The following is a 24,341-nucleotide window of genomic DNA, read 5'->3' on the forward strand; positions in this document are numbered from 1 at the left end:
GAAAGCAGAAAAACAATGAATGAATTTGGAACAGAACTAATACGTCAAATCCGAGCACTTGATCAGTTTGGGAATTGGTCACGAATCAGTGATGATGAGTTGTTAATTAAAAAGTACGTTAAAACCAAAGAAGATTTAAAAACAATCCCTTTGATAGCAGACATTGATGAGATGTTAACTAATGATATCAAAATGATCTATAAAGCGCTTGCTTTGGCTTTTGAGCGTAAAACCGGCGTAGTGTGCAACGTTATTATGGAAATGAGTCATGAGGGTTTCGGTCGTTGTGCGGTTATCGCGGATCGTATCTGTATCGTCGACAAATATTTTAAAGACGCGCACCGTTTTGGTTTTCGTACACTCGAAGCGTTATTTGAAGACGGTGATAAACACTTAGCCAATGCTATTGCTGTTTATGAACAATATCAACCATGTAAAAATCAAGGATAAGGGGTCTAAATATGTCAAAAGTCGGTATTTTTTTCGGTAGCAGCAGCGGTGTCACACGAGGTGCGGCAGAACTTCTGAGTGATGAGTTCAAAGGTGCTGAACTTATCGATATGGAAGAAGATTTTGATGGGATTGAACAGTTTGAAGATTTCGACGTATTAATTCTCGGTTCTTCAACATGGGGACAAGGTGATCCTCAACGTGATTGGGTTGACCCATTGTACGATTTGAGTAATGACCGTCCTGATTTGGATGGCAAAAAAGTAGCCTTTTTCGGTGCCGGTGATCAAAAAACACACGGTGAGCATTTTTTAAGTGCTTTGGGGAAAATGCATGATCTTTTTACCTCTTTAGGGGCGAGCGCATACGGATTTACCTCAACAGAGGGGTATGAGTATAAGTTTTCTCTTGCTGAGCGTGAGGGTAAATTTTGCGGTTTAGGGATCGATGATGTTAATCAAGAAGATTTGACAGAAGATCGTGTTAAAGAGTGGGCAAGTCAGCTAAAAAGTGAAATGGGGCTGTAGAGTCAAAATTGCATATGGATAACAGAATTATTCTTTCGCAATTTATGCGAAAAGCTTTAGGGGATTGCAAAGGACAAAATTGTCCTTGCCAACTAAATGGGCTTTGCTCATTAGGTTGCATCATATTTTAGATACAGGGAGCATACGATGGGAACATTAGCCGAATTTAAAACCATAACCGATACTGAAGATTTCTTTGAATTTTTTGATTTGGAATACGATGAACGTCTTGTGAATTCAAAGCGATTTCATATCATGAAAAAATTTGGTGAACTCGTCGAAAAAGCTACAGGTCATGACATGGGGAGTGAAACAAAACTTCTTGAATATTATCGTTTTGCTCTATTGACCGTTTATAAAAATTTTGAAAACGGCTACAGCCCATCAGCCGCCGATGTGTGGGCAATGTTTGATAATCCAAGTGCTTGCGGGACGTGTTCAACGTCAGGAAGCTGTAGTGATGTAGAGGAGGTCAGTAATGGAAACCACGCCTGTACCAGCACAGCCACACTCTCTTTCTAATTTTCTAGAAGAGAGAGCAGATTCTGCCCAAGCTGGGTTGGAGTCGTGTGAGCGTGATAGCGAAACCATGCCTATCAATAATGAGGCACGTAAAACCAATCTTTATAAAATGTCGACCAAGGATGAGATTCTTTCTGTTTTTAGAGTCGGTCAACGCGTTCGACTCGTAAAAGCGATTCGTAATGATGGAACCTATCCTCATGCACGCGTCGGAGATGTACTTGTTGACGCTGGTTCGGAAGGGTATGTACGAAAAATAGGTGATTTTTTGCAGACCATTCGAGTGTATGAAGTAAACTTTATCGAAGAGGGGATGACGTTTGGCTGTCGTGAAGCGGAGCTTGAAAATGCACTCGAAGAAGATGGATACGATGAAGTTGCTGAAGAGTTAAAATGGCTCAAAGAACATCGAGCCGCGCGTGCTGCAATGCAAGCGGCGCAATCTCAAGAAGAGGGAGAGTAATCAACACTTTTTGGGATTAGTATATGCCTTATTAGATACTTGATATAAGTCTCTTTTAGGAAAATTGGAGGAGGTTAAGATGGTAAGTGTCATTTTTTGTGGATTTGGTGAAAAACAAGACAAACGTGTTTTCGCTAAGACCGGTGATGTTTTATTACGTGTAGCTCAGAGTAACGGCATCTCTATTCCGTCAGATTGTAAAGACGGTATGTGTGCTAGCTGTGCAGTTCGCGTAGAAGAGATATCTCATGATGAAGCAATAGCTTCAACAACGGAAGATTATTCATCTAAAGGACAAGCTGTTTACATGGATGATAAAGAGCTTGAAACATTGATGCAAATGGGTGCCATCTCTAAAAAAGAGGCAGAAATTGCTCAACAGTATAACCGTCCGACTCCGGTACGTTTAGCCTGTCAATGTGCGATCAAAAACACCTCTATTTTAGTTAAACCATTTAACTAAAGCGGCTGCCTTCGGGCTAACCTCTAGACGAATACCGTTCGTTTAGTGCAAAATCATAATCATTAAAGGAGTTGGGATGACAACACGCGTAGAAATTATGAATGACTTTTTGGCGATCAACGTCCAACCGGGCAAAACGATCCAAGATATCGTAGAAGCTTCAGGAAGTGCACTTCCATTCGGATGTCGTGATGGTGAATGCGGCACATGTGTCGTAATGATTGAATCAGGTATGGAATACATGAGTGAAATCAACGAAAAAGAAAAAGCGGTACTTAAAACACTTAATGAGAGTAACCCTAAAGCTCGTCTTGCTTGTCAAATGAAAGTCGTCGCACCAAACGGATTGGTACGCATTAAATACTAATCCCACGTCGTCATTCCCAACTAGATTGGGAATCCAGATACTTTTAACTATGGATCCCCGATCAAGTCGGGGATGACAACATTCTGCCTATTTTTTAATCACCTAATTGCCTAAAATAATCCTATAATTTTCATAAGAACAAAATATGCATTTGATCTTATAAAAAGTGTATATTTTTTAGGTGGCTTATTATGCAAACAACATTATCTTACAAGCAAAAGCAACTCCCGCGTCTCTCGATGCAGACGTGGTTACCGCTACTACAATGCTCCCTGAATGATCTCGAAAAACATCTGCAAGTTATTACAAACGAAAACCCTTGTCTAGAGGTAAAATCGGGCTTTGAAGAGTCCAACACAGGGGCGGGCGGTAGTGCTGCGTATGGTGCTTTTCAAAACTATGTCTCTAATGCATCTAGTGAACAAATTGAATGGCTTAGCATCTCATCGACTTCGCTGTACGAGAAACTTGATGAGCAGATTGTAGCTCCTCTTTTTCCGACACCGATATCCCAAAAAATTGCCCGTCAGATTATCTACTACATCAATGATGAAGGGTATTTTGAAGGCTCAGTCGAAGAGGTTGCACAGCAGTGTGATACAGATGTTCATACGGTAGAGCGTGTACGCCAACGGTTCGCCCATTTAGAACCATCCGGTGTCGGGGCGATGGATTACAAAGAGTCCTTTTTATTTCAGCTCAGTGATCATGATCTCGATGATGAACTCTCTATTTTACTCGGTGCAATGATTTTGCAGTTTGATAAAATGGAAAAATTTATCAAGCATCCGAGATTGCATGATGCCAAACACGTATTGCAGCATCTCAAAAATCCACCGGCATTGGAATACATGGAACCTGAGACGCAGATCACCCCTGATTTGTTTGTCGAATTCTCAGGTGCAGAACTCAATATTCGAATCAATCACGCCTTTTATCCCGATTTACAGGTCAACTTGATCGATAAATACGACAATTTTGCAAAGCAAAAGTTCAAAGAGGCGCGAGAACTCGTCAAGCTCCTCGATTTACGAAAAGCGACACTCTATAACGTTGCATTGGTATTGCTCGAAAAACAATACTCCTTTTTCATGGGGGGAGAGCTCAAACCGCTCCGCCTCCAAGACGTCGCAGATGAGCTAGGATTTAACGAATCGACGATCTCTCGCGCTATCGCCGACAAATACATCCAAACAGAGCGTGGGTTGTATGCGTTTAAAGATTTTTTCTCTAACTCGATTGGAGAAGTTTCCACCTCTGAGATTAAACATTTTCTTAAACGTTTGGTAGGAAGTGAAAACAAAGATGATCCGTTTAGTGATAAAAGTTTACACGAGATGATTGAAGAGCGCTTCGGGGTAAAAATGGTTCGCCGTGTTATCGCGAAATACCGACAAGAACTCGACATTCCATCCTACAAAGAACGGTTGTTTTTGTATAAGTTGGAATTGCTATAAACTACAAATTCTCTACAATAGAGTCAATCACACTGCTGCTGATCGATTCGCGATCACTTTTAGAATAGATTGTGAGGAGAAAGAGTATCTCTTCGGATAAATAATAGGTGATAACCCGAAAGCCACCACTTTTACCTGTTGGAATCGATGAGTTCGGGATGCGAATTTTAAAGATATTATTTCCGAGAGGTGTCCCTGATAAGGGGTTTTCTAAAAGTGTTTTTTGGAGAAATTCTAAATCGTCGGAAAGTTTTTTGTATTTTTTAGCGAGAGTCTTTGCGTCTTTAATGAACCGTGGCGATGGCTCAATTCGCATGTTTTAACTCATCAATGAGATTTTGCAAACTCCCTTGACTCGGTAATTGCCCCTCTTGGATGAGTTTGACTTCTTGGAGCGCTTCTTTGATGTGATCTATAATCTCTTCTTTTGTCGGCTCGGTATAGTCACGCTTGACGATCTCAACGTCGCCTTTGAGATTATTCAGAAAATACAGTACTTTATCGTAGGCACTTTCGCGAATATCGATAGTTAAAAGCATATCCCACCTCCGTTTTAATTCCTTAATTATATCTCAAACTGCGTTTATATTCGCAATATTCGATTAGTGCTCTCGATGATATTGCGGCTTCATGTTTTAGCGTAAAAAGTGCTGAAAGTAGGGTTGGTGATCACTCCACAGGTACATCTGGCAGTGTAAATCGGGTTGATATAAAATTATTCTGATCGCGAAAGCTCTTGCTGTATTGAGCTATAGCTTTCACATCCAAACTTTTTGATGAGAGGCAGTAATAAAACAATAACTGGAAAAATTGTAGCTTGACTAATCGTCAAAATTGTAGCTAATTTAGCTGTAATGCCAATAGTAATTAATTTTTGTGTTTTGGAGTCGTAAATTTTTTGTCTTTCATCAGCATATTTTTCTCCACATAGTAGATCAAAAAATTCTTTTTTAATTACCTGTATAGTTATCGTTGAAATTGTATTTCCACCACCAAAAGATTGTATAGATTGTTGATTTGGAACTTCTAAAAAGCTTTGCATGATAGTATCATCATCTAATCCGTTTTGACGCATTTCATTGATTATAGATAATTGATACTGTTCTAAATAGTCTTCAATTTTAAAATCTTCAAAAACTTCTTTTATATTCATAACATTTCCTTGATATATTCAGATGATATTGCATAGGTAGTTTGATTCAGTGATGATGGGTCAATGCCATTTATTGTAGCTCCATTTTGATATTTAAATCCACCGATAATCATGGCAATCACATTGTAGTCTTTGTCAAAAACAGGACTGCCTGATTGTCCAGGTCGAGATTGGATATTTAAGATGTAGTTTTTATTTTTCACTTTTCCAATTTCTGAATCAAGTAAAATTTTTGCACCAATTTTTGTTTCTTGGAAAGTAAGAATATTTCTTCCATTTGTATCTTCAGCTGAATGAGGATAACCAACAATAATTGATTTATCGAGAATATTTGACGTCGAGAAATTAAAGATTTCATCTCCTTTATCTTCTCCCATGACTATTAGAAGTGCAATGTCCCGATGTGGGTTGATTTTGTATATTTCAAGTTTCGTTATATTGCATGATTTGTCAGAATAATCTTGAAAATCATTAATCGACTTGATCTTAGGCATGATAATTCCAAGATTATCTAGTCCAGCAACATTGTGGTATGCTGTACATAAAACCTTATGTGCGACTATAAAACAACTACCTAATATGCTGATACCTGTTTCTGTAATCTGTCCAATAGGAAGAACAAGTTGATTTAATTGATATTTCGAGTGAATCATTTAATAATCCTTGTTAATAACGGAAATTCATTATAGAGATTATACCTTATTACTAATCAGCTTTGATTCTCTGAAAGCGGCGAAGAAGAGAAATAGGGGACTTTTGCGCTGGGGGTCTCTTTGGAGGTTTTTTCGAGATGAACGTCTTGATCGTCGAAGAAGATGTCCGCTTGAAACGCTTTTACGATTTCGTATTTATCGACACCCCCTAGAAAAAAGGCCTCATCGATACGGACTCCCCATTCATTTAACGTCCGTATAACCCTCTCATGGGCGGGTGAGTTGCGGGCGGTGATGAGGGCGGTTCGGATCGGGGCAGAGGTATCATCGGGGAAATTGGTTTGGATTTTGGAGATAACCCGTAGTAATTTGGCGAACGGGCCATCGGGGAGTGATTTGCTGACGTTCTCTTTTTCGTGGGCGATGAAGGCATCTAGCCCTTGGAGTTTGTAGATTTGTTCCGATTCGTCTGAAAATAAAACTGCGTCGCCGTCAAACGCGATGCGCACTTGATGAGAAAGGGGTGTTTGTCGATCCCCCTCAAACGGTAAAATCCTCGCGGCGGCAATTCCGACATCGATCGCATCACGCACATCGTCTTCGTAGGCGGATAAAAAGAGATCGACTTTGAAAGGTAATAGATATTTGGAGATTCTTTCTCCACCCGTCCAAGCTGAGCGGACGATATCGAGATTATAAGCTTCGATCGATTTGGTGATCCGTAAGCTGGTGGCAGCATTGTTGCGTGAGATGATAATGACTTCGATGTGTTTTCCATCATCAAACAGGGTATTGATCGCCAAAAAGTTGTTGACGAGATCGAAGGCGGTACCGGGTTGCAGGATATCATGCTCTTTTTCGAGCTGATGTTGGTAGTACTCTTTTAGCCCTTGTTTCTCAAAAATTCTATTTTCTTCTTCTAAAGAGAACAATGCCCTCGATGAGATGGCAATAACAAGTTTGTTTTCTAAATCATACCCCATTCGCTAACCCTTATTGTTTTATGATGAAGTCATGAGTGCAGGTGAGAAGTTCATGCTCCGCAACGGAAATTAATTGCGGATATTATAGCACTATTAGCTAGATGGGGTATCGACTGCGGTGAAGAAAGTATTGCTTTTAACGGTTGCGCGCGGGATCGGTTGAGTGAGTGCTGACTCGTCTTTTTCCCCTGTACGGATACGCTCAACTTCGAGAACCGGAGTCACCCACATTTTCCCTGCACCGTGACCTAAATCTTGTGTATGAGCGCGGATCGCTTCCATAGTTGTCTCTTTTGTTTTATCGCTTGATACAACGACAATAATCATCACTTTTGGGTATAAATCGGGGGCATTATTTTTTTCGGCGATTCCGAGAGAACCTTTTCCGATGACATCTGTAACGGTGACACCTTCGATCTCATTATCGAATAATTCACGAAGAACATCATTAAGACAGTGTTTGTTAAATACAGCAGTAATCTGGACCATTTTGGACCCCTTTAAGTGGTTTGTTGATGTGTCATTATAGGTTGAAAATGAGTGAGTATTCACTTTTTTACTGCTTATAAATTAATCAACTTTTGAAAATAGAATGCATAGAGTGTTCTCAAAAAATTATGCTACAAAATTGTCATGGCCGAATAAGAACAGCACTTGCAATGGTTTAGAAATATAATCCATTTACAGGAGCACATTATGGCTAGAGATACATTGATCGGCGGAGCATTATGGGAAGAGTATTCAACTGAAGTACAACGACGGATGAATGATCCGATCAACATGGGTGAGATTACTCAAGAAGAGGCAGATGCTGCGGATAAGAAGCTGATTATTGCTGATTTCGGTGCTGAGAGCTGTGGAGATGCGGTACGTTTGTACTGGATGATCGATCCTAAAAATGATGTAATCGTTAAAAGCCGATTTAAAAGCTTCGGGTGTGGTACAGCGATCGCAAGTTCTGACATGATGGCAGAACTCTGTATGGAAAAAACGGTTGATGAGGCACTCAAAATCACCAACATCGATGTCGAAAAAGCGCTCCGTGATGAGGAAGATATTCCGGCAGTTCCTGGGCAAAAAATGCACTGTTCGGTTATGGCGTATGATGTTATTAAAAAAGCGGCATCAATCTATAAAGGTGTCGATATGTCCGAATTCGAGACCGAATTTATCGTGTGTGAATGTGCACGTGTGAGTCTCGATACCCTCAAAGAGGTGATTCGCCTAAACAAACTTGAAACAATCGAGCAAATCACCGACTACACCAAAGCAGGCGGATTCTGTAAATCATGTATCAAACCGGGCGGACATGAGAAAAAAGATGTTTACCTCGTCGATATGTTGGCTGAAATCAGCGCTGAGCTACAAAAAGAGGCGATCAGTAAAAAAATCAAAGAGGCAAAAGGGGACGGTAACTTTAATGCGATGAGTTTGGTACAAAAACTCCGCAGTATCGAATCGATCCTCGAAGAGTATATTCGTCCTACTCTCAAAGCTGACCATGGGGATGTTGAAGTGATCGATCTCAAAGAAACAGATGGAGAACACGAACTCTACATCCAGTACAAAGGGGAGTGTATGAGCTGTTCGATGAACACCACAACAACACTTGCCGGTATGCAAGATATGCTAAACTTTAAACTCAAAACAAACTTACGAGTAATGGTGGTCTAATGTCACGAGCAACGAAAGAAGGTACATTTGGGTATCTCAAAAAATTTGGTAACTATTCAAAAGATTTTTACCGTTTTAACGGAGAACTCTTTTTCCCTTCACTCGGGATCGGAACCTACAAACCGGAGCCGTATAAAGAAGATAATTATATTATCAACTTCGGCTCAGCGATCAAAATGGCTCTTCGGCATGGGATTAACCTGATCGATACGGCGATCAACTACCGATACCAAATCTCTGAGCGCGAGATAGCTGAAGCATTGAATGATATGTTCGCAGAGGGAGAGATTACACGTCAAGAGGTGATTATCGCTTCAAAAGCAGGGTTTATCCCCCTCGATTTTCCGTTTCCAGATAATCCTTACGGATGGATACAAGAGAATATTATTAAGAGCGGATTAGCAACAAAAGAGGAGATCGTAATCGATCAGCACTGTATGGCACCTGCATATCTGCGCTGGAGCTGTGAGCAGTCGTTACGCAATATGGAGCTGGAGTGCATCGATATTTTGTATCTCCATAATCCCGAAACACAGCTCGGTTACGTCGATCATGAGACTTTTTACGCTCGAATCGAAGCGGCATTTAGAGAATTTGAACTCTTAAGAGCTGAGGGGAAAATCGTCTCTTACGGGATAGCGGCATGGAACGGATTTTTATATGAAGCGGATCATACCGAATATATATCACTCTCAAAAGTAGTCGAGATCGCTCGTCGCGCTGGTGGAGAAGATCACGGCTTTAAATATATCCAAAGTCCGTTCAATCTTGCGAAACCTCATGCGTATGGCTATGCCAACCAGCAGTGTGATGATGGAATGTTTTATCCGATGATGCATGCGTGTGCACGCTATGGCTTAACTTTTATCGGTTCCTCCGCACTCTTGCAGAAAAATCTGTTTAAACGCCCTTTTGCGGCAAATGTTGGAGAACTCCTGAATACGGGTGAGTTGAATGATGTGGCGAGTGCGTTGCAGTTTGCCCGCTCAGCCGGTGGGATCAGTGCTATCTTCGGTGCGGTTGATCCTGCTCATGTGATGGATAACGCTGTTTTGGGATATTTGCCGAGTGCATCTGTCGATGCGGTTAACACACTTATGAGGGGTGCGTATGCTGTATGACGTCATCGTAGTCGGGAGTGGAATATCGGGTCTCTATGCAGCTCTTTATGCACGGCGAGCCGGTTTGAATGTTGCCCTTATCTCTAAGAGCAATTCACTGCGCTCCAACTCAGCTGTAGCCTCAGGGGGTATCAATGCGGTGTTGAAAACGACTCGCCATGATTCCTGTCGTGATCATATCGCCGATACTATCAAAGGGGCTGATAAGCTGGCTCGTTTGAGTGCGGTGAGTGCGATGGTTACGGGTGCTGAGGAGATTATTCGTGAACTTCAGGAGATGGGGGTTGCATTTGATACCGATGAAGAGGGAAATGTCGCTCAACGCCCCTTTGGGGGGACGAAGGCAAAACGTACCTGCTATATCGCGGATAAAACCGGTGCATCGATCACCCAGACCTTACTCGTTAAATGCCGTAAAGAGGGGGTGAAAATATTACCCAATTATGTGATGCTCTCTATCGCTACCTATAAAGAGCAGCTCTCAGGTATTACTCTATTACGTCGTCGTGATTCACAGGTTATAGCCTTAGCCTGTAAATCACTGATTTTAGCGGGTGGAGGGTTTGCGGGGATCTATCGCGGACACTCTACGAATTCCCAAGAATCTAGTGGTGATTTGATAGCGATTGCACTACGAGCCAAAATGCGTTTGAGCAACATGGAGTTTGTTCAGTTTCATCCGACGACGCTCTTAAACAGTGGTACACTTATCAGCGAAGCGGCGCGGGGTGAGGGTGCTTATATTGTCGATGAGAACGGTGAGCGTTTTACGGATGAACTCCAAACACGTGATAAACTCTCCCGTGATATCGTCAAACATCAATTAGCGGGACATACGGTCTATCTTGATTTCCGTCATTTGGGCGAAGCGTTGATCGATAAAAAACTCCCATCAGCTCGCAAACATGCTCTTATGGGAGCAGGTATAGATATTCTAACAGAACTATTGCCAATTACGCCATCCGCGCATTACACAATGGGTGGAATATGGGTACGTGATAATACATCTACCGATATTCCTAATGTTTTTGCTTGCGGTGAATGTGCTCATAGTGGTGTGCATGGTGCGAACCGTCTTGGTGGCAATAGTTTACTCGAAGCGGCCTATTTTGGGAGAATCGCCGGAATAGAAGCATCACGTGTGGCAAAAAAAGGTGATTTTCATCCGATAAATTACGCGCTTGTTGATAAAGAAGCACGCTATGTCGAGGCAATTTTAGAAGGCGAAAGTCGTTTTAACATTAACACGATGCGCCGTAATCTCGGAAATAACCTTTATAAGAATGCAGGTGTTTTCCGAACACACGATACCCTTGCTAATGCTCTTGAATATGTTCATTATCTGATGAAAATGACATCAGGTCTGTGCTGCGTCAACAAAGAGAGAAATGATAATGTTGAATTGATGTCAATTATAGAGTTCCGTAATGCACTCACTGTAGCTGAGTCGATGGTAATGTCTGCATTAGCGCGTGAAGAGAGTAGAGGGGTTCATTACCGCGATGATTTTCCGCAAAGTGATGATCAAAATTTTGAGGTCAATACGATTATCCGTCGCCTCGCAGCCACCTTTTTACGGATTACGTTCGAAGGGCATCTCTCATCGGATTGGTGGCACCGGATACGGCAGTTTTTTCATGCACAGTAAGTAGTGTAGTGAATTTAGTTTATTTACAATTTTAAGGAGTCTATTATGGCAAAAGTTATGTTACGTTATGACAGTAAGGGAGCAATCTCTTTTTATGTTGCAAAAAAAGACATGGAGGAGACTATCCTCAAAAGTGAATTCGACACCGATGAAAAATGGGGTGGAGAAGTAGAACTCTCTAATGGTGAGACATGGTTTATCGAACCAAGTGCTAAAAAGTTTCCTGCGGAAGTAATGGCAGTTAGACGAGGGGAATAATTCCCTCCTTAAATATCAATACCGTATTGTTTGATTTTATATCCTATTTGTCGTGCACTCATCCCCAGTATTCGTGCCGCTTTGGTTTGAATACCGTGTGAATCGATCAATGCTTGAATAATTGACTCCTTCTCTATCTCTTGGAGGCTTTTACGTGTTACCGGTCCTGATGGCGGTGGTGCCGATGTTACAACCGGTGTGATGGATGGGGTTGGTTGAGCTTGAACGGAGGGTTCGGGCTGCATGTAGAGCTTTTGGTAATTAAACGGCAATACATGGCTCAACATCTCCGGTTGGATTTCACCATCAGGACAAATTAATACAATACGCTCCATCGTATTTTGAAGTTCACGGATATTCCCTGGCCATGGATAATCGAGTAACAGCTCCATCGCCGGTTTAGCGATGTGCATATTTTTGCGGTGCTCTTTCATAAAACGGTTAAGATAGTGCTCAATGAGGAGTTTGACATCTTCATAACGCTCTCGAAGTGGTGGAAGATTGATTGGAATGACGTTCAAACGGTAAAATAAATCTTCCCGGAACTCCCCCTTACGCACCATCTCCTCTAAATTACGATTCGTAGCGGCTACGAGTCGGACATTCGTTTTAATCGTTTTGTTCCCCCCGACACGTTCAAACTCTTGCTCTTGTAAAATACGCAGTAGTTTTACTTGGAGTGATGGGGTAATATCTCCGATCTCATCGAGAAACAGTGTTCCCCCATCGGCGAGTTCAAAACGCCCTTTACGCATCTCTCTCGCATCGGTAAAGGCCCCTTTTTCATGTCCGAAGAGTTCGGATTCGAGGAGAGTTTCACTGATAGCGGCACAGTTTAGTTTGATAAACGGGCCGTTTTGACGACGGCTGAGATTATGAACAGCTGTTGCGATCAGCTCTTTACCGGTTCCCGTCTCACCACGGATCAGAATCGTTGCATCCGTTGGCGCTACGGTATTTATCATCCCGAATACTTGTTGCATACGAGTTGAGCGTCCAACAATATTTTCAAATTTGTAATCTTTTTGCATCTCTTCTTTGTAGTAGGTTTTTAGTTCGGTGAGAGACTCTTTTTCTTCGGTTAATTTTTGCTGTACTTTGAGTGACCCGACAAAAAGCGATCCGACGATGGTGAGCATTCGGACAATTTCGTCGAAGTTTAGAGGACTCCCTTTTCCTATATTGGCAGAAATGACTCCGATTACCTCTTCATCTTGGAGGAGCGGTACGGCAACATAAGAGACCATCTGTGTTGAGATGTTCCCCATTTTGTTGAGATAGTTGATATTGTTATGGATATTTTCGATGACAATCGGTTCACGACTTTTTGCGGCCAACCCTGTTGCCCCTTCACCAAAACGGTACGTTGCCACTTTTTTTTGATAGGGTTCTAAATCGATAGATGCTAAAAGTTCTAGCTCATTAGCATCCTCTTTTTTACGAAAGAGGGCACAGCGCTCCAAATAACCATGTTGTTTGAGGCGGCGCATCGCTTTTTCAATGCTTGTGGTGATTTCAGTTGTGCTGGTGAGCATAACTGCGACTTCATAAAGGAGGTTGATCTCTTTGTACGCAAACGTCAGTGCACAGGTTTGGCACTCTTCACGATTAGGGATATTAGCTTCATAGGTCATCATTGCATTGTCTTTACTATTAAATTAGGTAGTAATTGTAGTACAAAATGCGACAATGAACCAACATTCATGTGGATAAAAAATAGGCAGTTTGTAGAACTGATTTTGCACTATATTCTCAAAATGATCCAAATAAGGAGAAACTATGCAAATTACCGTTCATGGAACACCGACCCCTCTTGAGGGAAAAGAGATGACTATATGGCGTGAAGCACCTGCTGCACGTGTTACTAACCTCGATGGGAGTCAAAACGTTATCGGGATGATTGCCCCTACGGCGCAACTGCTCATTGCAATCCCTTCGCTCAAAACCGAAGTGTGTTCATTGGGTGCAAAAAAGTTTAATGATCTCATTAAGCAATTTAAAAAGCTAAAAACGGTCATGATAACGACCGATGATGCTGAATTTGTGAACGATTTTGTCGCACGAGAAGGGATTGATGCTGCTGATGTCGTGATCGATACCAACCGTGATTTTGCCAAAAAATTTGGATTGTTGATTACAGAGGGAAAACTCAAAGATCGTTTAGCACGTGCCGTATTCGTCATCGACCAAGAGGGGATGATCAGTTACGTAGAAGTTGTCCCTGAAATTACCGATGAAGTCGATTATGATAAATGTATTGAAGCGGTCGATAAAGCGGCCAATTTCAAGAAAAAAGGGCACGACCACGAAAATTGGATGGGTGTGTAATATTCTATACGAGGAGTACATTATGGTAGAGCAATACATTACATGGTTGAACGAGCGGGGATTTCACCCTGATGACCTCGAATATCGTGGCTTTAATGGCAATACTCCCTTAATGCTTGCCGCATTAGAAGGTAATGCTATGATGGTATCACGCCTTATCGAAGCGGGTGCAGATTTATACGCGATTAACAATGATTATAACGGTGTTTTGTTCAATGCATGTTATTCAGCCTCACCTGAAGTGATCCGCTTACTCGTCGAAGCAGGAGCCGATATCAATGATACTAATGAAGAGGGGACAACGGCGCTGATGTATGCAGCCTCGGCATCGCGTGTGGAGTGTATTAAGATGCTTCTCTCCCTCGGTGCAGATACTACGCTTCAAAATGAAGACGGTTTCAGTGCAATCGAACTCGCTACAAACCGCGACGTATTTTTACAGTTACGCAGTGCGTGAACAAACTCTCCTAACCCGTGAGTGGGTTGCCGCTAAACAAACCTTTTTGGATTGGGATTCGCAACCCTCGTTATTTAAACACTACCCCCATTTTTGCTATCGCGTGAGACTCAGCGATCATCCATCCCTTGCTTGGCTGAGAGAAACGCGATGTATTACGGATGAGCATACCGTTGCACTAAAGCCCTATCGTCGTCTCAATGTCCCCTCCGCAGGTAATCTCCATCCTCTCGAAATCTATGTACAGGTCCGTAATATCACAGGGTTGCTCAGCGGGATTTATCATCTTGATGTATTACATGATGAGTTGGTCATGATTCAAGAGATCGCAGGAGAGGGGGTAGAACCTTACGTCGGGATGGAGAAACGCTTTAGCGGGGTAATCGTGATGATCTCATTGGTTCCGTTTCGATCCTCTTGGAAATATGGTTTACGTGCATGGCGGTATCTCTATCTCGATCTAGGGCATCAAATCGATGCGTTGTATGCATCGATACGACATTTTGGGCTAAGTTGTACAAAATTGTCGGTAAACGAAAAACTCAATGCGATCATGGGACTAGGCGCGGATGAGGTGATCGGGGCTGTTTATGGTGTGGGTGAGTTGGGGGAACGAAGCGTGAAGCCTTTGAGCCTTCCTCTAATGCACGTACAACCAACCGATTACACACAGACCTTGGAGCCTCTAGCGGTGAGTTTAGCGGAAGCTGGCATTTATACGGAGATGGCAACGCCCATTGTGTATGAGGATTTTTTGAAAATCAATCACACCCGTCGCAGTGCACGAGAGTTTAATCCAGAGGGGATGAGTGATACGGTTATTCAAGAGCTTATGTCGATACCTGCAGCTGTTTCTTTAGAGATTGCACCCTTTGTTTTTCAGGCACACTCTATGCATTTAGGGTTATATCGTAACGGGAAATGTGCCGTGAGTGGAAATTTTAATTCTGAAATAGTCCATCTCCTTTTGGATCAGCGTTTTATTTCAGGATCAAATATGGTAGTATTAATTTTTGCAGAAAATTTTTGTGCGCAGACCCATATCGAAGCGGGAATCTATGCCCAAGAACTGTATACGTCGTGTGAACATCACAATGTAGGATGCAGTGGAATCGGAGCTTTTTATGATAATGAAGCCCTCCGCTGGTCGACAAGAGCGCTGCTCTATGCGGTAGCAATAGGGGGAAAGAATGATTATCGGAGTACCAAAAGAGATTAAAACGGATGAATTTCGTGTCGGTATGACTCCATCAGGGGTGATGGAGTGTATCAAGGCCGGTCATAGCGTTCTGGTGGAACGGGGTGCAGGATTAGGGAGCGGTTTTGAAGATACGCACTATCTGATCAGCGGTGCAGTTATTCTCGAAAATGCAGACGATGTCTATGCAGGTTCTGATATGATCGTCAAGGTCAAAGAACCGATAGAGATAGAATACAACCGTTTAAAAGAGGGACAAATCCTTTTTACGTATCTTCATCTCGCAGCCGATAAAAGACTCACCGAAGTGTTATGCGAGAAAAAAATTACGGCTTTGGCGTATGAGACGTTTCGACTCAATCGACGGTTACCGTTACTGGAACCGATGAGCGAGATTGCAGGGCGTATGGCAACACTGTTCGGTGCAGTTCATCTAGGACGTTACAACGGCGGAAGCGGACGGCTTCTCGGCGGTGCGGTAGGTGTAGAACGTAACCGTGTTTTAGTATTGGGAGCAGGGGTAGCCGGTAAAGCAGCAGCCGATGCAGCGGCAGGTTTGGGTGCTGAGGTGGTGATGATGGATATCAACACGGAACGGCTCACCTATCTACGCGATACAATGGCACCCAATGTAACGATGCTCTACTCGACACACGATGCGATAGTCGAGCAGATTAAAACCGCCGATTTGATTATCGGTACGGTGCTCCTTCCGGGGGCAAAAGCACCGAAACTCATCACCTGTGATATGCTCTCTCTCATGAAAAAAGGGACGGTTTTAGTCGATGTCTCCATCGATCAGGGGGGATGTTTTGAGACCTCTCACGCAACAACTCATTCGCATCCGACATTTGAGATAGAGGGAATTGTCCACTATTGTGTCGCCAATATGCCGGGGATGTATCCGCGTACCTCGACGGTTGCTCTAACCAATGCGACACTGCCATATGCGATTAAAATCGCTTCAACACCGCTTCCTGCTCTCTTAAAAGATGAGTTGTATGTGTGTGCGTTAAATACCTATGACGGTGATGTAACCAACGAGGCGGTAGCAACGGCTCATGCAATGGCGTACAAAGGAATACTATGAGTGAAATAGATAAAGCGCAAGAGATATTAGGGATCTACCGATTTTATAAAATGGATGGTAAACTCTACCACTACGATGAAGATGACCGTCTCGATGAGCTGTTTGATGCAGTGGTATACGCGATAAACGATTGCGGTATGCTCAAACCCCTCCTACCACGTGAAGAGTTTGTGGTTCCGTGTCGCGGTATTCTGAATCAAGAACGTGCATGGTTACAGCGGTTCGAGCATCAAGATACCCGCGCTTTTTTCCTGAGTGATATTTATGATTTTTTGAAGCTCTTTACGGGACGGACGAAGTTACGGGTGAATTAAAGCTATTTGAAATATGATATACTTCGGATATACATATTTGGAGGCTGATGATGACGGCTATGATTTCAAAATGGGGAAATTCCCAAGGATTGAGAGTATCCAAAGAGATTATGGAGAGTCTCCATTTATCGGTCGGCGATAAAGTGGATGTCCATGTTGAAGATGAAAAAATCATTATCAAGCCGATCCGAGATGCCAAAATCAAATACGATTTGAGTGCATTGGTAAACCTAATACCGCAAAACTATACGAGCCAAGAAGAGTTCTCTACATCGATGGGTCGTGAAGAATGGTAGAGAAATACATTCCTCAAAAAGGGGATTTAGTAATCCTCACCTTCGACCCACAAGCCGGACATGAACAGCAAGGTCGCAGACCTGCACTCATTATCAGCAATGATCTTTTTAATGAACGCGTTGGATTAGCTATTGCCTGTCCTATCACGAATACGGATCGAAAGTTTCCGTTTCATGTCGCGGTGAACAGTGAACATTTCAGCGGTTTTATTATGAGTGAGCAGGTTAAATCGATCGATTATAATGCTCGAAAAGTGAAATTCGTTGCCAAAGTCGATGATGAGGTATTAAATCATGTATTAGGTTTGGTTGAGAGTATTATTTTGTGAGTATGAATTTTTAATTTATGGGACGAAACTGCGGGTGAATTAAAAACTTGATATGTATCAAGAGTATATTGCATCGATGAGGTTATTATCCTCCTTAAAAAAAGGATTTACCTATGACTTATGCTTCATTTACATCGGAGATCGTCTACGGAGAAACACAACCTCTCATCACTCCACTGATTACTAACGAGTTTACCAAAGAGATTCGGATCGTATTTCGATCAGGGCAATCGATGAAAGCCCATAAAACCTCTTTTCCAATCACAGTAATGATTGTACAAGGTTGTATTGATTTCGGGGTAGGTGAAGATCGTTATATTTTGAATTCAGGTGATGTTGTCGCATTGGAGGGTAATGTTGTTCATGATCTTAATGCTCTTGAGGATTCTATTGTTCGTTTGAGTCTCCACAAAAGTGACAGTGTCGCTCGGGTAAACGGGGTACTTAAGTTATAATGGCAGTATGATTTTATGTGACATTGGCAATACCTCGGTTGATTTGTTCATGGATGGCAAACGCTCCAAGCTCAGTGCCGTTGATTTTGACCCATCGATAGTGCAAGGTGATGTCTATTATATCAGCGTCAATACCTTACTAAATGAACGTGTTCAAAAGCTCACCAATTGGTATGATCTTAGAGTATTTATCGATTGGGATAAATATTACCCAACGATGGGGATTGATCGGATTATGGTGTGCGAAGCGGTTGAAGATGGGATCATTGTTGATGCAGGGAGTGCCATTACCGTCGATATGATGCAAGGCGGTATTTACCAGGGGGGATTCATCTCTTTGGGAGTTCGTGCAATGGAGGATGCCTATGCAAGACTCTCTCCTGCTCTAGATATGTCATTTAACTTTGAGGTAGATTTGGCTAAAATGGCAAAAAATACCCCTGATGCCCTCACGGTTGGTTTTTTGGCCCCTTTGATCTGTAAGATCGAGAGTTTGGAAAAACCCGTCTATTTGACCGGAGGAGATGGACGATTACTGTCTCGTTTTATACCCGAAGCAGTCGTTGTCGAAGATTTGATCTTTCAAGGGATGAAAAAGTTGATTGAAAAAGGTGTTAAATGCTAAGTGTCGCACTCCCAAAAGGGCGAATTGCCGAAGATACGTTGGAGATATTCGAAACCATCTTCGGAAGCAGTTTTAAATTTGATGATCGCAAATTGATTTTGCAAACCGAAAATTTCAAATTTTTATTGGTACGAAACCAAGACGTTGCGACGTATGTTTATCACCAAGCCGCAGACATCGGCGTAGTAGGGCTTGATACTCTCGAAGAGCAAGGATTGGATGTTATCCGTCTTTTAGACTTACAAAAAGGAAAATGCCGTGTCGCTATCGGGATGCGCGCGGGAGAAAAGCCGGACTTTACGAAAAGTGAGATCAAAGTAGCGACAAAAATGGTCAATATTACTAAACGCTATTTTGCCGAGCGTGCAGTGGCTGCCGATATCATCAAACTCTACGGTTCCATCGAACTCGCCCCCCTCGTAGGGCTTGCCGATATGATTGTAGATGTTGTTGAAACGGGGAGTACGATGAAGCAAAACGGACTCGAAGTAGTAGAGACGATCATGGAATCAACCACACACTTGATTGCTAATAAAAACAGCTTTTTTGAAAAGAAAAGTGAAATTTTAGACATTTATGAGAAAATCAATACTCTCCTGTACGGAAAAAAATAACCAATTCACTATTGATTAACATTCACTATCTACAATCACATTTTATATAAATGAGTTTAAGGATAGTTATGTCAAACACTTACCCATCGCGTTTAGCGTTTTTATTATTGCTGAGTTCTTCAGCTTTGTTTGCCGATCAGTTTTCCACAACAGAGTATGTTTCTGTTAGTAAATCACTTCCCAATTATTCTACCATTCAAGAAGCTGTTCCGAGTGAGCGATGCTATGATGTGAAAGAACAAGTGAGCGGAGGGGGAGGTAGTAATGATATTATCGGTGCCGTTGCCGGAGGGGCTTTGGGTGGTGTACTCGGCCATCAAATCGGTGGAGGAAGCGGTAAAACAGTTGCAACGGTCGGCGGTGCGGTTTTAGGTACTCTTGCCGGTCAGAGAGTGGGAAGTACCTATGGAAACACAGCTCCGACTTACCAAATGGTACGAAGATGCGAAACGGTAAATAGCTATAAAACGCGACAAGTTGTTGATGGATACATCAATTATGCTAAGTTTAAAGGACGAGAAATCAGCGTTGAGAGTTCTACTGCATTAAAACAAATTCCTATTACCGTCACTTACAGCTACTAATTTCTTCTAAGCCTTATAAAAAGGCTTGGCTTTTCTCTTTGTAACCATTTTTTTAAAGTTTTTTTGTTAAAATCAATACATAGTATTTTATTATTTCAGGAGTTTTTATGGCACTCAAAGTAGCGATCAACGGCACAGGAAGAATTGGACTTATCGTAGCGAAAATTATCGCAGCACGTGATGATATTGAATTGGTTGCACTCAATACCACGGCAAAACCTGATATGTTGGAATACCTTTTGAAATATGATAGTGTTCATCGCGGTGTAGATGCAAAAGTGATCGATGATAATACCATTTCGATTGCCGGGAAAAACGTCCGGATGTTTAGAGAACGTGATATCGATAAAGTTGATTTCGGAAGCTGCGGTGCTGAAGTAGTTATCGAGTGCACAGGTGTGTTTTTAGATCAAGAGAGCTGTACGAAACATCTTAAAAACGGAATTAAAAAAGTGATTATGTCGGCACCCGCAAAAGATGATTCTCCGACTTATGTTTATGGGGTAAACTCAGATGCGTATCAAGGAGAAGCAATTATCTCCAATGCGAGTTGTACTACCAACTGTTTAGGACCGATTTGTAAAGTTTTGGATGATGCATTCGGCATCGAAAACGGATTGATGACGACGATCCACTCTTATACGAATGACCAAAATATTTTAGATGTAAAACATTCTAAAGATCCTCGACGTGCACGTGCTGCGGCACTTAATATGATCCCAACGTCTACTGGAGCTGCAAAAGCGATCGGTAAGGTAATGCCTCAGTTACTCGGTAAACTCAACGGCTATGCGATGCGTGTTCCTACTCCGGATGTTTCGGTTGTCGATTTAACCGTAAACCTCAAAAAAGAGGTAACCAAGGATGAAATTCATGCTGCCTTTAATACTGCGTCAGCAGGTGCATTTAAAGGTTTGATTGAAGTAGATAACGACAAACGCGTATCGTGTGATTTCATCGGTTCAACCTACAGTTCGACGTATGTTCCTGATATGACCAGTGTTGTAGATGGTAAAACAGTTAAGATTCTGGCATGGTATGACAACGAATGGGGATACAGCAGCCGATTGGTTGATATGACTGTTCTAATCGGTACACACTAATGCTTACTTACTCTAATCATTTCGACACGCAAACACTTGAAGCTGAAATTCTTGAAAAAGGGTTTGCAGCTGTTAAGCGTGAAGCAGATTCAGGAGAGATCGGGTACTACCATCTTCCCCTCTCTTCGCAGCCGCTTGTTGAGGAATTGAAAACTCTCTATTATGATATTGATCGTCGCTTTAATACGATAGCAATCATTGGAATAGGGGGGTCATCCCTTGGGATAAAAGCGATTGAACGACTTCTTCGTCCGAATACTCCAAATGCTAAAAAGCTCATTTATCTTGAAAATTCCGACCCGATCAGTATTATGAGCGAGATGAAGCAGATTGATAAATTTCGGACGCTTTTTGTCGTTATCTCTAAATCCGGTGGGACAGTAGAAACCCTCTCTATTTTTAAACGTCTTATTGTTAGTTTTGAACTCCCTTTAGAAAATTCTGATCAGATTTTTGTTGTAAGCGATGAGGATTCGATACTTTCTCGTTTTGCGGATGAACATAAATTACGCCGTTTTGTCATTCCGGCAAATGTGGGTGGACGTTTCTCTGTCCTCAGTGCCGTAGGGATGGTTCCATTGACGTTGGCAGGGTTTGATACTGCATCTATTTTGAGCGGAGCACAAACTTTTTTAAATCAGTTTTGGAATCGCCAAGAAGATCACATGCTTCAAAAAGCAGCATTTTATGTCACCCACAGTGAAGCGTATCCGATGAATGTATTGTTCGCTTACTCAGACACGTTTGAAGAGTTTGGGAAATGGGTTGTACAGATATGGGGCGAATCATTAGGTAAACGCAATGCTCAAGGCTCACGGGTAGGTTTAACACCAATATCGCTTATAGGATCAGTTGATCAACACTCTTTCTTGCAGCTGATTATTGAGGGACCGTTGAATAAAACCGTTACTTTTATGCATATTGAACATTCAGAAGAACATTTAATGATCCCTGAACTCTCTCTCAAACATTTGGAAAAAAGTGATTTCGTAAACGGTAAAAGTTTTAATGACCTTATTAATGCTCAGTGTCACGCAACAATGCAAAGTGTTTTACAAAGCGGTGTTAGTGTAGATGAGATCGCATGGAAACAAATCGATGAAGCCTCGGTAGGAGAGTTGATTTTGTATTATGAACTATTGACATCATTAAGCGGGGCATTGTTCGAGATCAATACCTATGATCAACCGGGTGTTGAGATTGGAAAGCAAATATTAGCAGGATATTTTCAAAAGGGTTGATCCCTTTTGAAAATATTATTTTAAGGATTTACTCAATTCTTGTTCGGATTCAGATATGAGACTGTCCATTAAGCCGAAGAGTTTCAAGCTTGCATCCTCCATGGATTGGAAGTTTTGGATAATCTCTTCTTTATGCTCTATTGAATGGTCTCCATTTTCTATGTAGACCATATTCTTATGAACTTCATTGTGGACGATTTCGTGAGGTTTTTGAATCTCTTTATAGCTTGATAAGTGTGCAAAACGCTCTTTCCCAGGTCCGCTGTCATACCATTTACCCAGACGACACTCATGGTGAGTTCCGAATTTAATTTCTGTTTTTCCATTAACCATACTTTTATAAGCGTTTGATTTGTACATAATATGATCAATTTTAGCAAGGGTGATAAACGTTGTATTTTCAATAGCTGTAGCTTGAATCGCAGTGCTTTGTGCATCTTTATTGAAGGTATAGAGTGTTTGACGGAAAGACTCTATGGATTGACTTGACTCACTCGCAATTTCATTCATATCTTCAGAATTACCATGGATTTCGGTTGTCTCTTGTTGAAGTGTTTGAACAGCGATCGCAATCTCTCCGGTAGCTTTTTGGGTTCGTTCTGCTAGCTTTCGTACTTCATCAGCGACAACGGCAAAACCACGCCCATGCTCACCTGCTCGAGCAGCTTCGATTGCAGCATTGAGTGCTAAAAGATTGGTTTGATCTGCGATATCTTTAATTAAATTGACAACAGAGGTAATTTCAGAGGTTTTTTCATTCAATGAATTGATAGCATCTGCAGAAGTTTGCACTAACTCGATCAGGCGACTAAGTTTTAAAATAATATTTTCAAGTTCACTAACGGTTTCGGAAGAATTTTTTGACGTAGTTTGGCTGATTTTTGTAATCTTATCCAATCGTAAGATGCTATTTAGAAGATCTTTTTGAATCACTTCAAGGCCACCGCCTACACCAGTTCCAATAGTTCCTAAGGTACTGTTTAGTATAGATTTTTGGATATGTAAGTAGGTTAAATGCATTGCTTCAATCGCTTTGTTGACAAAGGCACTCGCTTCTTTAAATTCACCTTGGAGCCCTACTATATTAATGCGGCGATAATATTCATCTCGGCTTGAAGCCTCAACACTCGCCCGTATTTCACGAATAAAAACTTCAGTTTGATCGAGCATGTTATTAGTGTTCCAACACAAATCATTGAGCTCACCGTAATCTTTAATATTCGTAATACGATTTTCTAAAGCCCCTTTTTCAGCCCCTTTGATAACATTTGCTACTTCACTGATAGTCTCTTGGGTTTTACGTATATTAAGAAACATAAACCAGGCGAGAGCAAAGTTGAAAAAGTTTACTAAACGAATCCAACTCCATCCATCAACTAAAGTTTCTACTATTAGTGCAATGACAAAGAGGGCTATTGATGCGATATTGGCATATTGAATTTTAGAGAGAGAGGATAAATTCGTCATAGCTGAGCCCTTTTTCTTTTAGTAGTTCATTGAGCATTGCTTCGGATGCGTTTATGCCACCATTACGTTCTTTTTGTAGAAGCGTAGAGTAAAGAGATTTAATAGTATTTAGCGCTTTATCTGTGGGCTTGCGACGAACTGAATGGTAGTTGCTGATTGAGCGATTAGCATCAAATGATGGGGTTACATGGGCAAATACCCAATAATAATCGCCATTTTTGGTTTTGTTTTTAACATACGCAAATATCTCTTTACCCGCTTTTATATTGCTCCAAAGTAGTTTAAATACAACGGCGGGCATATCTTCATGACGAAGTATATTATGCGGTTTATTAAGTAATTCAAGTTCACTGTAGCCTGACATTTTAATAAATAGAGCATTTCCATACGTGATTTTACCTTGCAAGTCGGTTTTGGAAACGATGAATTCTTCATTTCCGAATGTTAATTCTTGATTTGCCATTGAAATCCTCATAGGTATAATTAAATAATATAAACAGT

General features: G+C 41.7%; 33 protein-coding genes. 24 read left to right on the forward strand and 9 right to left on the reverse strand.

The features are described 5' to 3' along the window. Window positions 1-15 precede the first annotated feature (15 nt). The 7 genes from PHR02_RS00415 (at window position 16) to rpoN (ending at window position 4,249) form a co-directional block, all read left to right on the forward strand. A complete protein-coding gene (locus tag PHR02_RS00415) occupies window positions 16-450 on the forward strand; it encodes a NifX-associated nitrogen fixation protein (protein ID WP_299987361.1) in 435 nt (144 codons plus the stop codon). 11 nt (window positions 451-461) lie between these two features. Beyond that, window positions 462-977, forward strand: a complete 516-nt coding sequence (locus tag PHR02_RS00420) for a flavodoxin (protein ID WP_299987363.1) — start codon at window positions 462-464, stop codon at window positions 975-977. 147 nt (window positions 978-1,124) lie between these two features. After that, window positions 1,125-1,499 (forward strand): nitrogenase-stabilizing/protective protein NifW, encoded by a 375-nt coding sequence (locus PHR02_RS00425; RefSeq protein WP_299987365.1) that lies wholly within the window; start codon window positions 1,125-1,127, stop codon window positions 1,497-1,499. Beyond that, window positions 1,456-1,962 carry a nitrogen fixation protein NifZ gene (locus PHR02_RS00430; protein ID WP_299987367.1) on the forward strand — a complete coding sequence of 169 codons (507 nt, stop codon included), beginning with the start codon at window positions 1,456-1,458 and terminating at the stop codon, window positions 1,960-1,962. The genes PHR02_RS00425 and PHR02_RS00430 overlap by 44 nt, the downstream gene beginning before the upstream one ends. Window positions 1,963-2,041: 79 nt before the next feature. Further along, entirely contained in the window at window positions 2,042-2,425 is a 384-nt protein-coding gene (locus tag PHR02_RS00435; RefSeq protein WP_299987368.1) for a 2Fe-2S iron-sulfur cluster binding domain-containing protein, read from the forward strand. A 76-nt stretch (window positions 2,426-2,501) separates the two neighbouring features. Then, window positions 2,502-2,792, forward strand: coding sequence for a 2Fe-2S iron-sulfur cluster binding domain-containing protein (locus PHR02_RS00440; protein ID WP_299987370.1), 291 nt, complete (start codon window positions 2,502-2,504; stop codon window positions 2,790-2,792). 191 nt (window positions 2,793-2,983) lie between these two features. Next, the gene (gene rpoN / locus PHR02_RS00445) at window positions 2,984-4,249 is read left to right on the forward strand and encodes an RNA polymerase factor sigma-54 (RefSeq protein ID WP_299987372.1); all 1,266 of its coding nucleotides are present in this window, start codon (window positions 2,984-2,986) and stop codon (window positions 4,247-4,249) included. Between the two features lies 1 nt (window position 4,250). On the opposite strand, the gene PHR02_RS00450 is transcribed toward rpoN, so the two are convergent. From PHR02_RS00450 to PHR02_RS00475, 6 genes are all read right to left on the reverse strand, one after another. Further along, window positions 4,251-4,565, reverse strand: coding sequence for a type II toxin-antitoxin system RelE/ParE family toxin (locus tag PHR02_RS00450; protein WP_299987374.1), 315 nt, complete (start codon window positions 4,563-4,565; stop codon window positions 4,251-4,253). Beyond that, a complete protein-coding gene (locus PHR02_RS00455) occupies window positions 4,555-4,788 on the reverse strand; it encodes a hypothetical protein (protein ID WP_299987376.1) in 234 nt (77 codons plus the stop codon). Before PHR02_RS00455 ends, PHR02_RS00450 begins: the two co-directional genes overlap by 11 nt. 176 nt (window positions 4,789-4,964) lie before the next feature. Next, window positions 4,965-5,402 (reverse strand): hypothetical protein, encoded by a 438-nt coding sequence (locus PHR02_RS00460; protein WP_299987378.1) that lies wholly within the window; start codon window positions 5,400-5,402, stop codon window positions 4,965-4,967. Then, on the reverse strand, window positions 5,399-6,055 hold the full coding sequence (locus tag PHR02_RS00465; protein WP_299987380.1) for a serine protease: 657 nt from the start codon (window positions 6,053-6,055) through the stop codon (window positions 5,399-5,401). Before PHR02_RS00465 ends, PHR02_RS00460 begins: the two co-directional genes overlap by 4 nt. A gap of 56 nt (window positions 6,056-6,111) precedes the next feature. Next, window positions 6,112-7,038, reverse strand: a complete 927-nt coding sequence (locus tag PHR02_RS00470; protein WP_299987382.1) for a 5'-nucleotidase — start codon at window positions 7,036-7,038, stop codon at window positions 6,112-6,114. A gap of 93 nt (window positions 7,039-7,131) precedes the next feature. Beyond that, a complete protein-coding gene (locus PHR02_RS00475; RefSeq protein WP_299987384.1) occupies window positions 7,132-7,527 on the reverse strand; it encodes a P-II family nitrogen regulator in 396 nt (131 codons plus the stop codon). Window positions 7,528-7,734: 207 nt separating this feature from the next. On the opposite strand from PHR02_RS00475, the gene PHR02_RS00480 reads away from it, so the two are divergent. The 4 genes from PHR02_RS00480 to nifT are packed head-to-tail and all read left to right on the forward strand — an operon-like array spanning window position 7,735 to window position 11,739. Further along, complete coding sequence (locus tag PHR02_RS00480; RefSeq protein WP_299987386.1) at window positions 7,735-8,712, forward strand: iron-sulfur cluster assembly scaffold protein; 978 nt, start codon at window positions 7,735-7,737, stop codon at window positions 8,710-8,712. Beyond that, window positions 8,712-9,833, forward strand: coding sequence for an aldo/keto reductase (locus PHR02_RS00485; RefSeq protein WP_299987387.1), 1,122 nt, complete (start codon window positions 8,712-8,714; stop codon window positions 9,831-9,833). Before PHR02_RS00480 ends, PHR02_RS00485 begins: the two co-directional genes overlap by 1 nt. Further along, window positions 9,823-11,481, forward strand: a complete 1,659-nt coding sequence (locus tag PHR02_RS00490; protein ID WP_299987389.1) for an FAD-dependent oxidoreductase — start codon at window positions 9,823-9,825, stop codon at window positions 11,479-11,481. Before PHR02_RS00485 ends, PHR02_RS00490 begins: the two co-directional genes overlap by 11 nt. Before the next feature lie 45 nt (window positions 11,482-11,526). Next, complete coding sequence (nifT, locus tag PHR02_RS00495; protein ID WP_299987392.1) at window positions 11,527-11,739, forward strand: putative nitrogen fixation protein NifT; 213 nt, start codon at window positions 11,527-11,529, stop codon at window positions 11,737-11,739. Window positions 11,740-11,747: 8 nt separating this feature from the next. On the opposite strand, the gene nifA is transcribed toward nifT, so the two are convergent. Next, a complete protein-coding gene (nifA, locus tag PHR02_RS00500) occupies window positions 11,748-13,376 on the reverse strand; it encodes a nif-specific transcriptional activator NifA (protein WP_299987394.1) in 1,629 nt (542 codons plus the stop codon). 142 nt (window positions 13,377-13,518) lie between these two features. On the opposite strand from nifA, the gene PHR02_RS00505 reads away from it, so the two are divergent. The 13 genes from PHR02_RS00505 (at window position 13,519) to PHR02_RS00565 (ending at window position 22,373) form a co-directional block, all read left to right on the forward strand. Further along, complete coding sequence (locus tag PHR02_RS00505; protein WP_299987397.1) at window positions 13,519-14,067, forward strand: redoxin family protein; 549 nt, start codon at window positions 13,519-13,521, stop codon at window positions 14,065-14,067. Window positions 14,068-14,089: 22 nt separating this feature from the next. Further along, complete coding sequence (locus tag PHR02_RS00510) at window positions 14,090-14,524, forward strand: ankyrin repeat domain-containing protein (protein WP_299987400.1); 435 nt, start codon at window positions 14,090-14,092, stop codon at window positions 14,522-14,524. After that, on the forward strand, window positions 14,517-15,743 hold the full coding sequence (locus PHR02_RS00515; RefSeq protein WP_299987403.1) for a hypothetical protein: 1,227 nt from the start codon (window positions 14,517-14,519) through the stop codon (window positions 15,741-15,743). The genes PHR02_RS00510 and PHR02_RS00515 overlap by 8 nt, the downstream gene beginning before the upstream one ends. Then, on the forward strand, window positions 15,715-16,812 hold the full coding sequence (ald, locus tag PHR02_RS00520) for an alanine dehydrogenase (protein ID WP_299987406.1): 1,098 nt from the start codon (window positions 15,715-15,717) through the stop codon (window positions 16,810-16,812). The genes PHR02_RS00515 and ald overlap by 29 nt, the downstream gene beginning before the upstream one ends. Beyond that, window positions 16,809-17,126, forward strand: a complete 318-nt coding sequence (locus tag PHR02_RS00525) for a hypothetical protein (protein ID WP_299987409.1) — start codon at window positions 16,809-16,811, stop codon at window positions 17,124-17,126. The genes ald and PHR02_RS00525 overlap by 4 nt, the downstream gene beginning before the upstream one ends. Window positions 17,127-17,173: 47 nt before the next feature. Next, window positions 17,174-17,422 carry an AbrB/MazE/SpoVT family DNA-binding domain-containing protein gene (locus tag PHR02_RS00530; RefSeq protein ID WP_299987412.1) on the forward strand — a complete coding sequence of 83 codons (249 nt, stop codon included), beginning with the start codon at window positions 17,174-17,176 and terminating at the stop codon, window positions 17,420-17,422. Continuing rightward, window positions 17,416-17,751: a type II toxin-antitoxin system PemK/MazF family toxin gene (locus tag PHR02_RS00535; protein ID WP_299987415.1), complete on the forward strand. Its 336-nt coding sequence runs from the start codon at window positions 17,416-17,418 to the stop codon at window positions 17,749-17,751. Before PHR02_RS00530 ends, PHR02_RS00535 begins: the two co-directional genes overlap by 7 nt. Before the next feature lie 113 nt (window positions 17,752-17,864). After that, entirely contained in the window at window positions 17,865-18,206 is a 342-nt protein-coding gene (locus PHR02_RS00540) for a cupin (protein WP_299987418.1), read from the forward strand. 7 nt (window positions 18,207-18,213) lie between these two features. Continuing rightward, window positions 18,214-18,831, forward strand: coding sequence for a type III pantothenate kinase (locus PHR02_RS00545; RefSeq protein ID WP_299987420.1), 618 nt, complete (start codon window positions 18,214-18,216; stop codon window positions 18,829-18,831). Continuing rightward, window positions 18,825-19,445, forward strand: coding sequence for an ATP phosphoribosyltransferase (hisG, locus tag PHR02_RS00550; protein WP_299987422.1), 621 nt, complete (start codon window positions 18,825-18,827; stop codon window positions 19,443-19,445). Before PHR02_RS00545 ends, hisG begins: the two co-directional genes overlap by 7 nt. 68 nt (window positions 19,446-19,513) lie before the next feature. Next, window positions 19,514-20,029, forward strand: a complete 516-nt coding sequence (locus tag PHR02_RS00555; protein ID WP_299987425.1) for a glycine zipper 2TM domain-containing protein — start codon at window positions 19,514-19,516, stop codon at window positions 20,027-20,029. Window positions 20,030-20,136: 107 nt separating this feature from the next. Next, window positions 20,137-21,132, forward strand: coding sequence for a type I glyceraldehyde-3-phosphate dehydrogenase (gene gap, locus PHR02_RS00560; RefSeq protein WP_299987428.1), 996 nt, complete (start codon window positions 20,137-20,139; stop codon window positions 21,130-21,132). Then, window positions 21,132-22,373 carry a glucose-6-phosphate isomerase gene (locus tag PHR02_RS00565; RefSeq protein ID WP_299987434.1) on the forward strand — a complete coding sequence of 414 codons (1,242 nt, stop codon included), beginning with the start codon at window positions 21,132-21,134 and terminating at the stop codon, window positions 22,371-22,373. The genes gap and PHR02_RS00565 overlap by 1 nt, the downstream gene beginning before the upstream one ends. 15 nt (window positions 22,374-22,388) lie before the next feature. Here PHR02_RS00565 and PHR02_RS00570 read toward each other — a convergent pair whose 3' ends face one another. Beyond that, a complete protein-coding gene (locus PHR02_RS00570) occupies window positions 22,389-23,840 on the reverse strand; it encodes a methyl-accepting chemotaxis protein (RefSeq protein ID WP_299987437.1) in 1,452 nt (483 codons plus the stop codon). Continuing rightward, the gene (locus PHR02_RS00575) at window positions 23,815-24,303 is read right to left on the reverse strand and encodes a PAS domain-containing protein (protein ID WP_299987440.1); all 489 of its coding nucleotides are present in this window, start codon (window positions 24,301-24,303) and stop codon (window positions 23,815-23,817) included. The genes PHR02_RS00570 and PHR02_RS00575 overlap by 26 nt, the downstream gene beginning before the upstream one ends. Between the last annotated feature and the right edge of the window lie 38 nt (window positions 24,304-24,341).

The sequence above is a fragment of the Sulfuricurvum sp. genome (genome assembly GCF_028688295.1).
In the GTDB taxonomy this organism is placed as follows: Bacteria; Campylobacterota; Campylobacteria; order Campylobacterales; family Sulfurimonadaceae; genus Sulfuricurvum.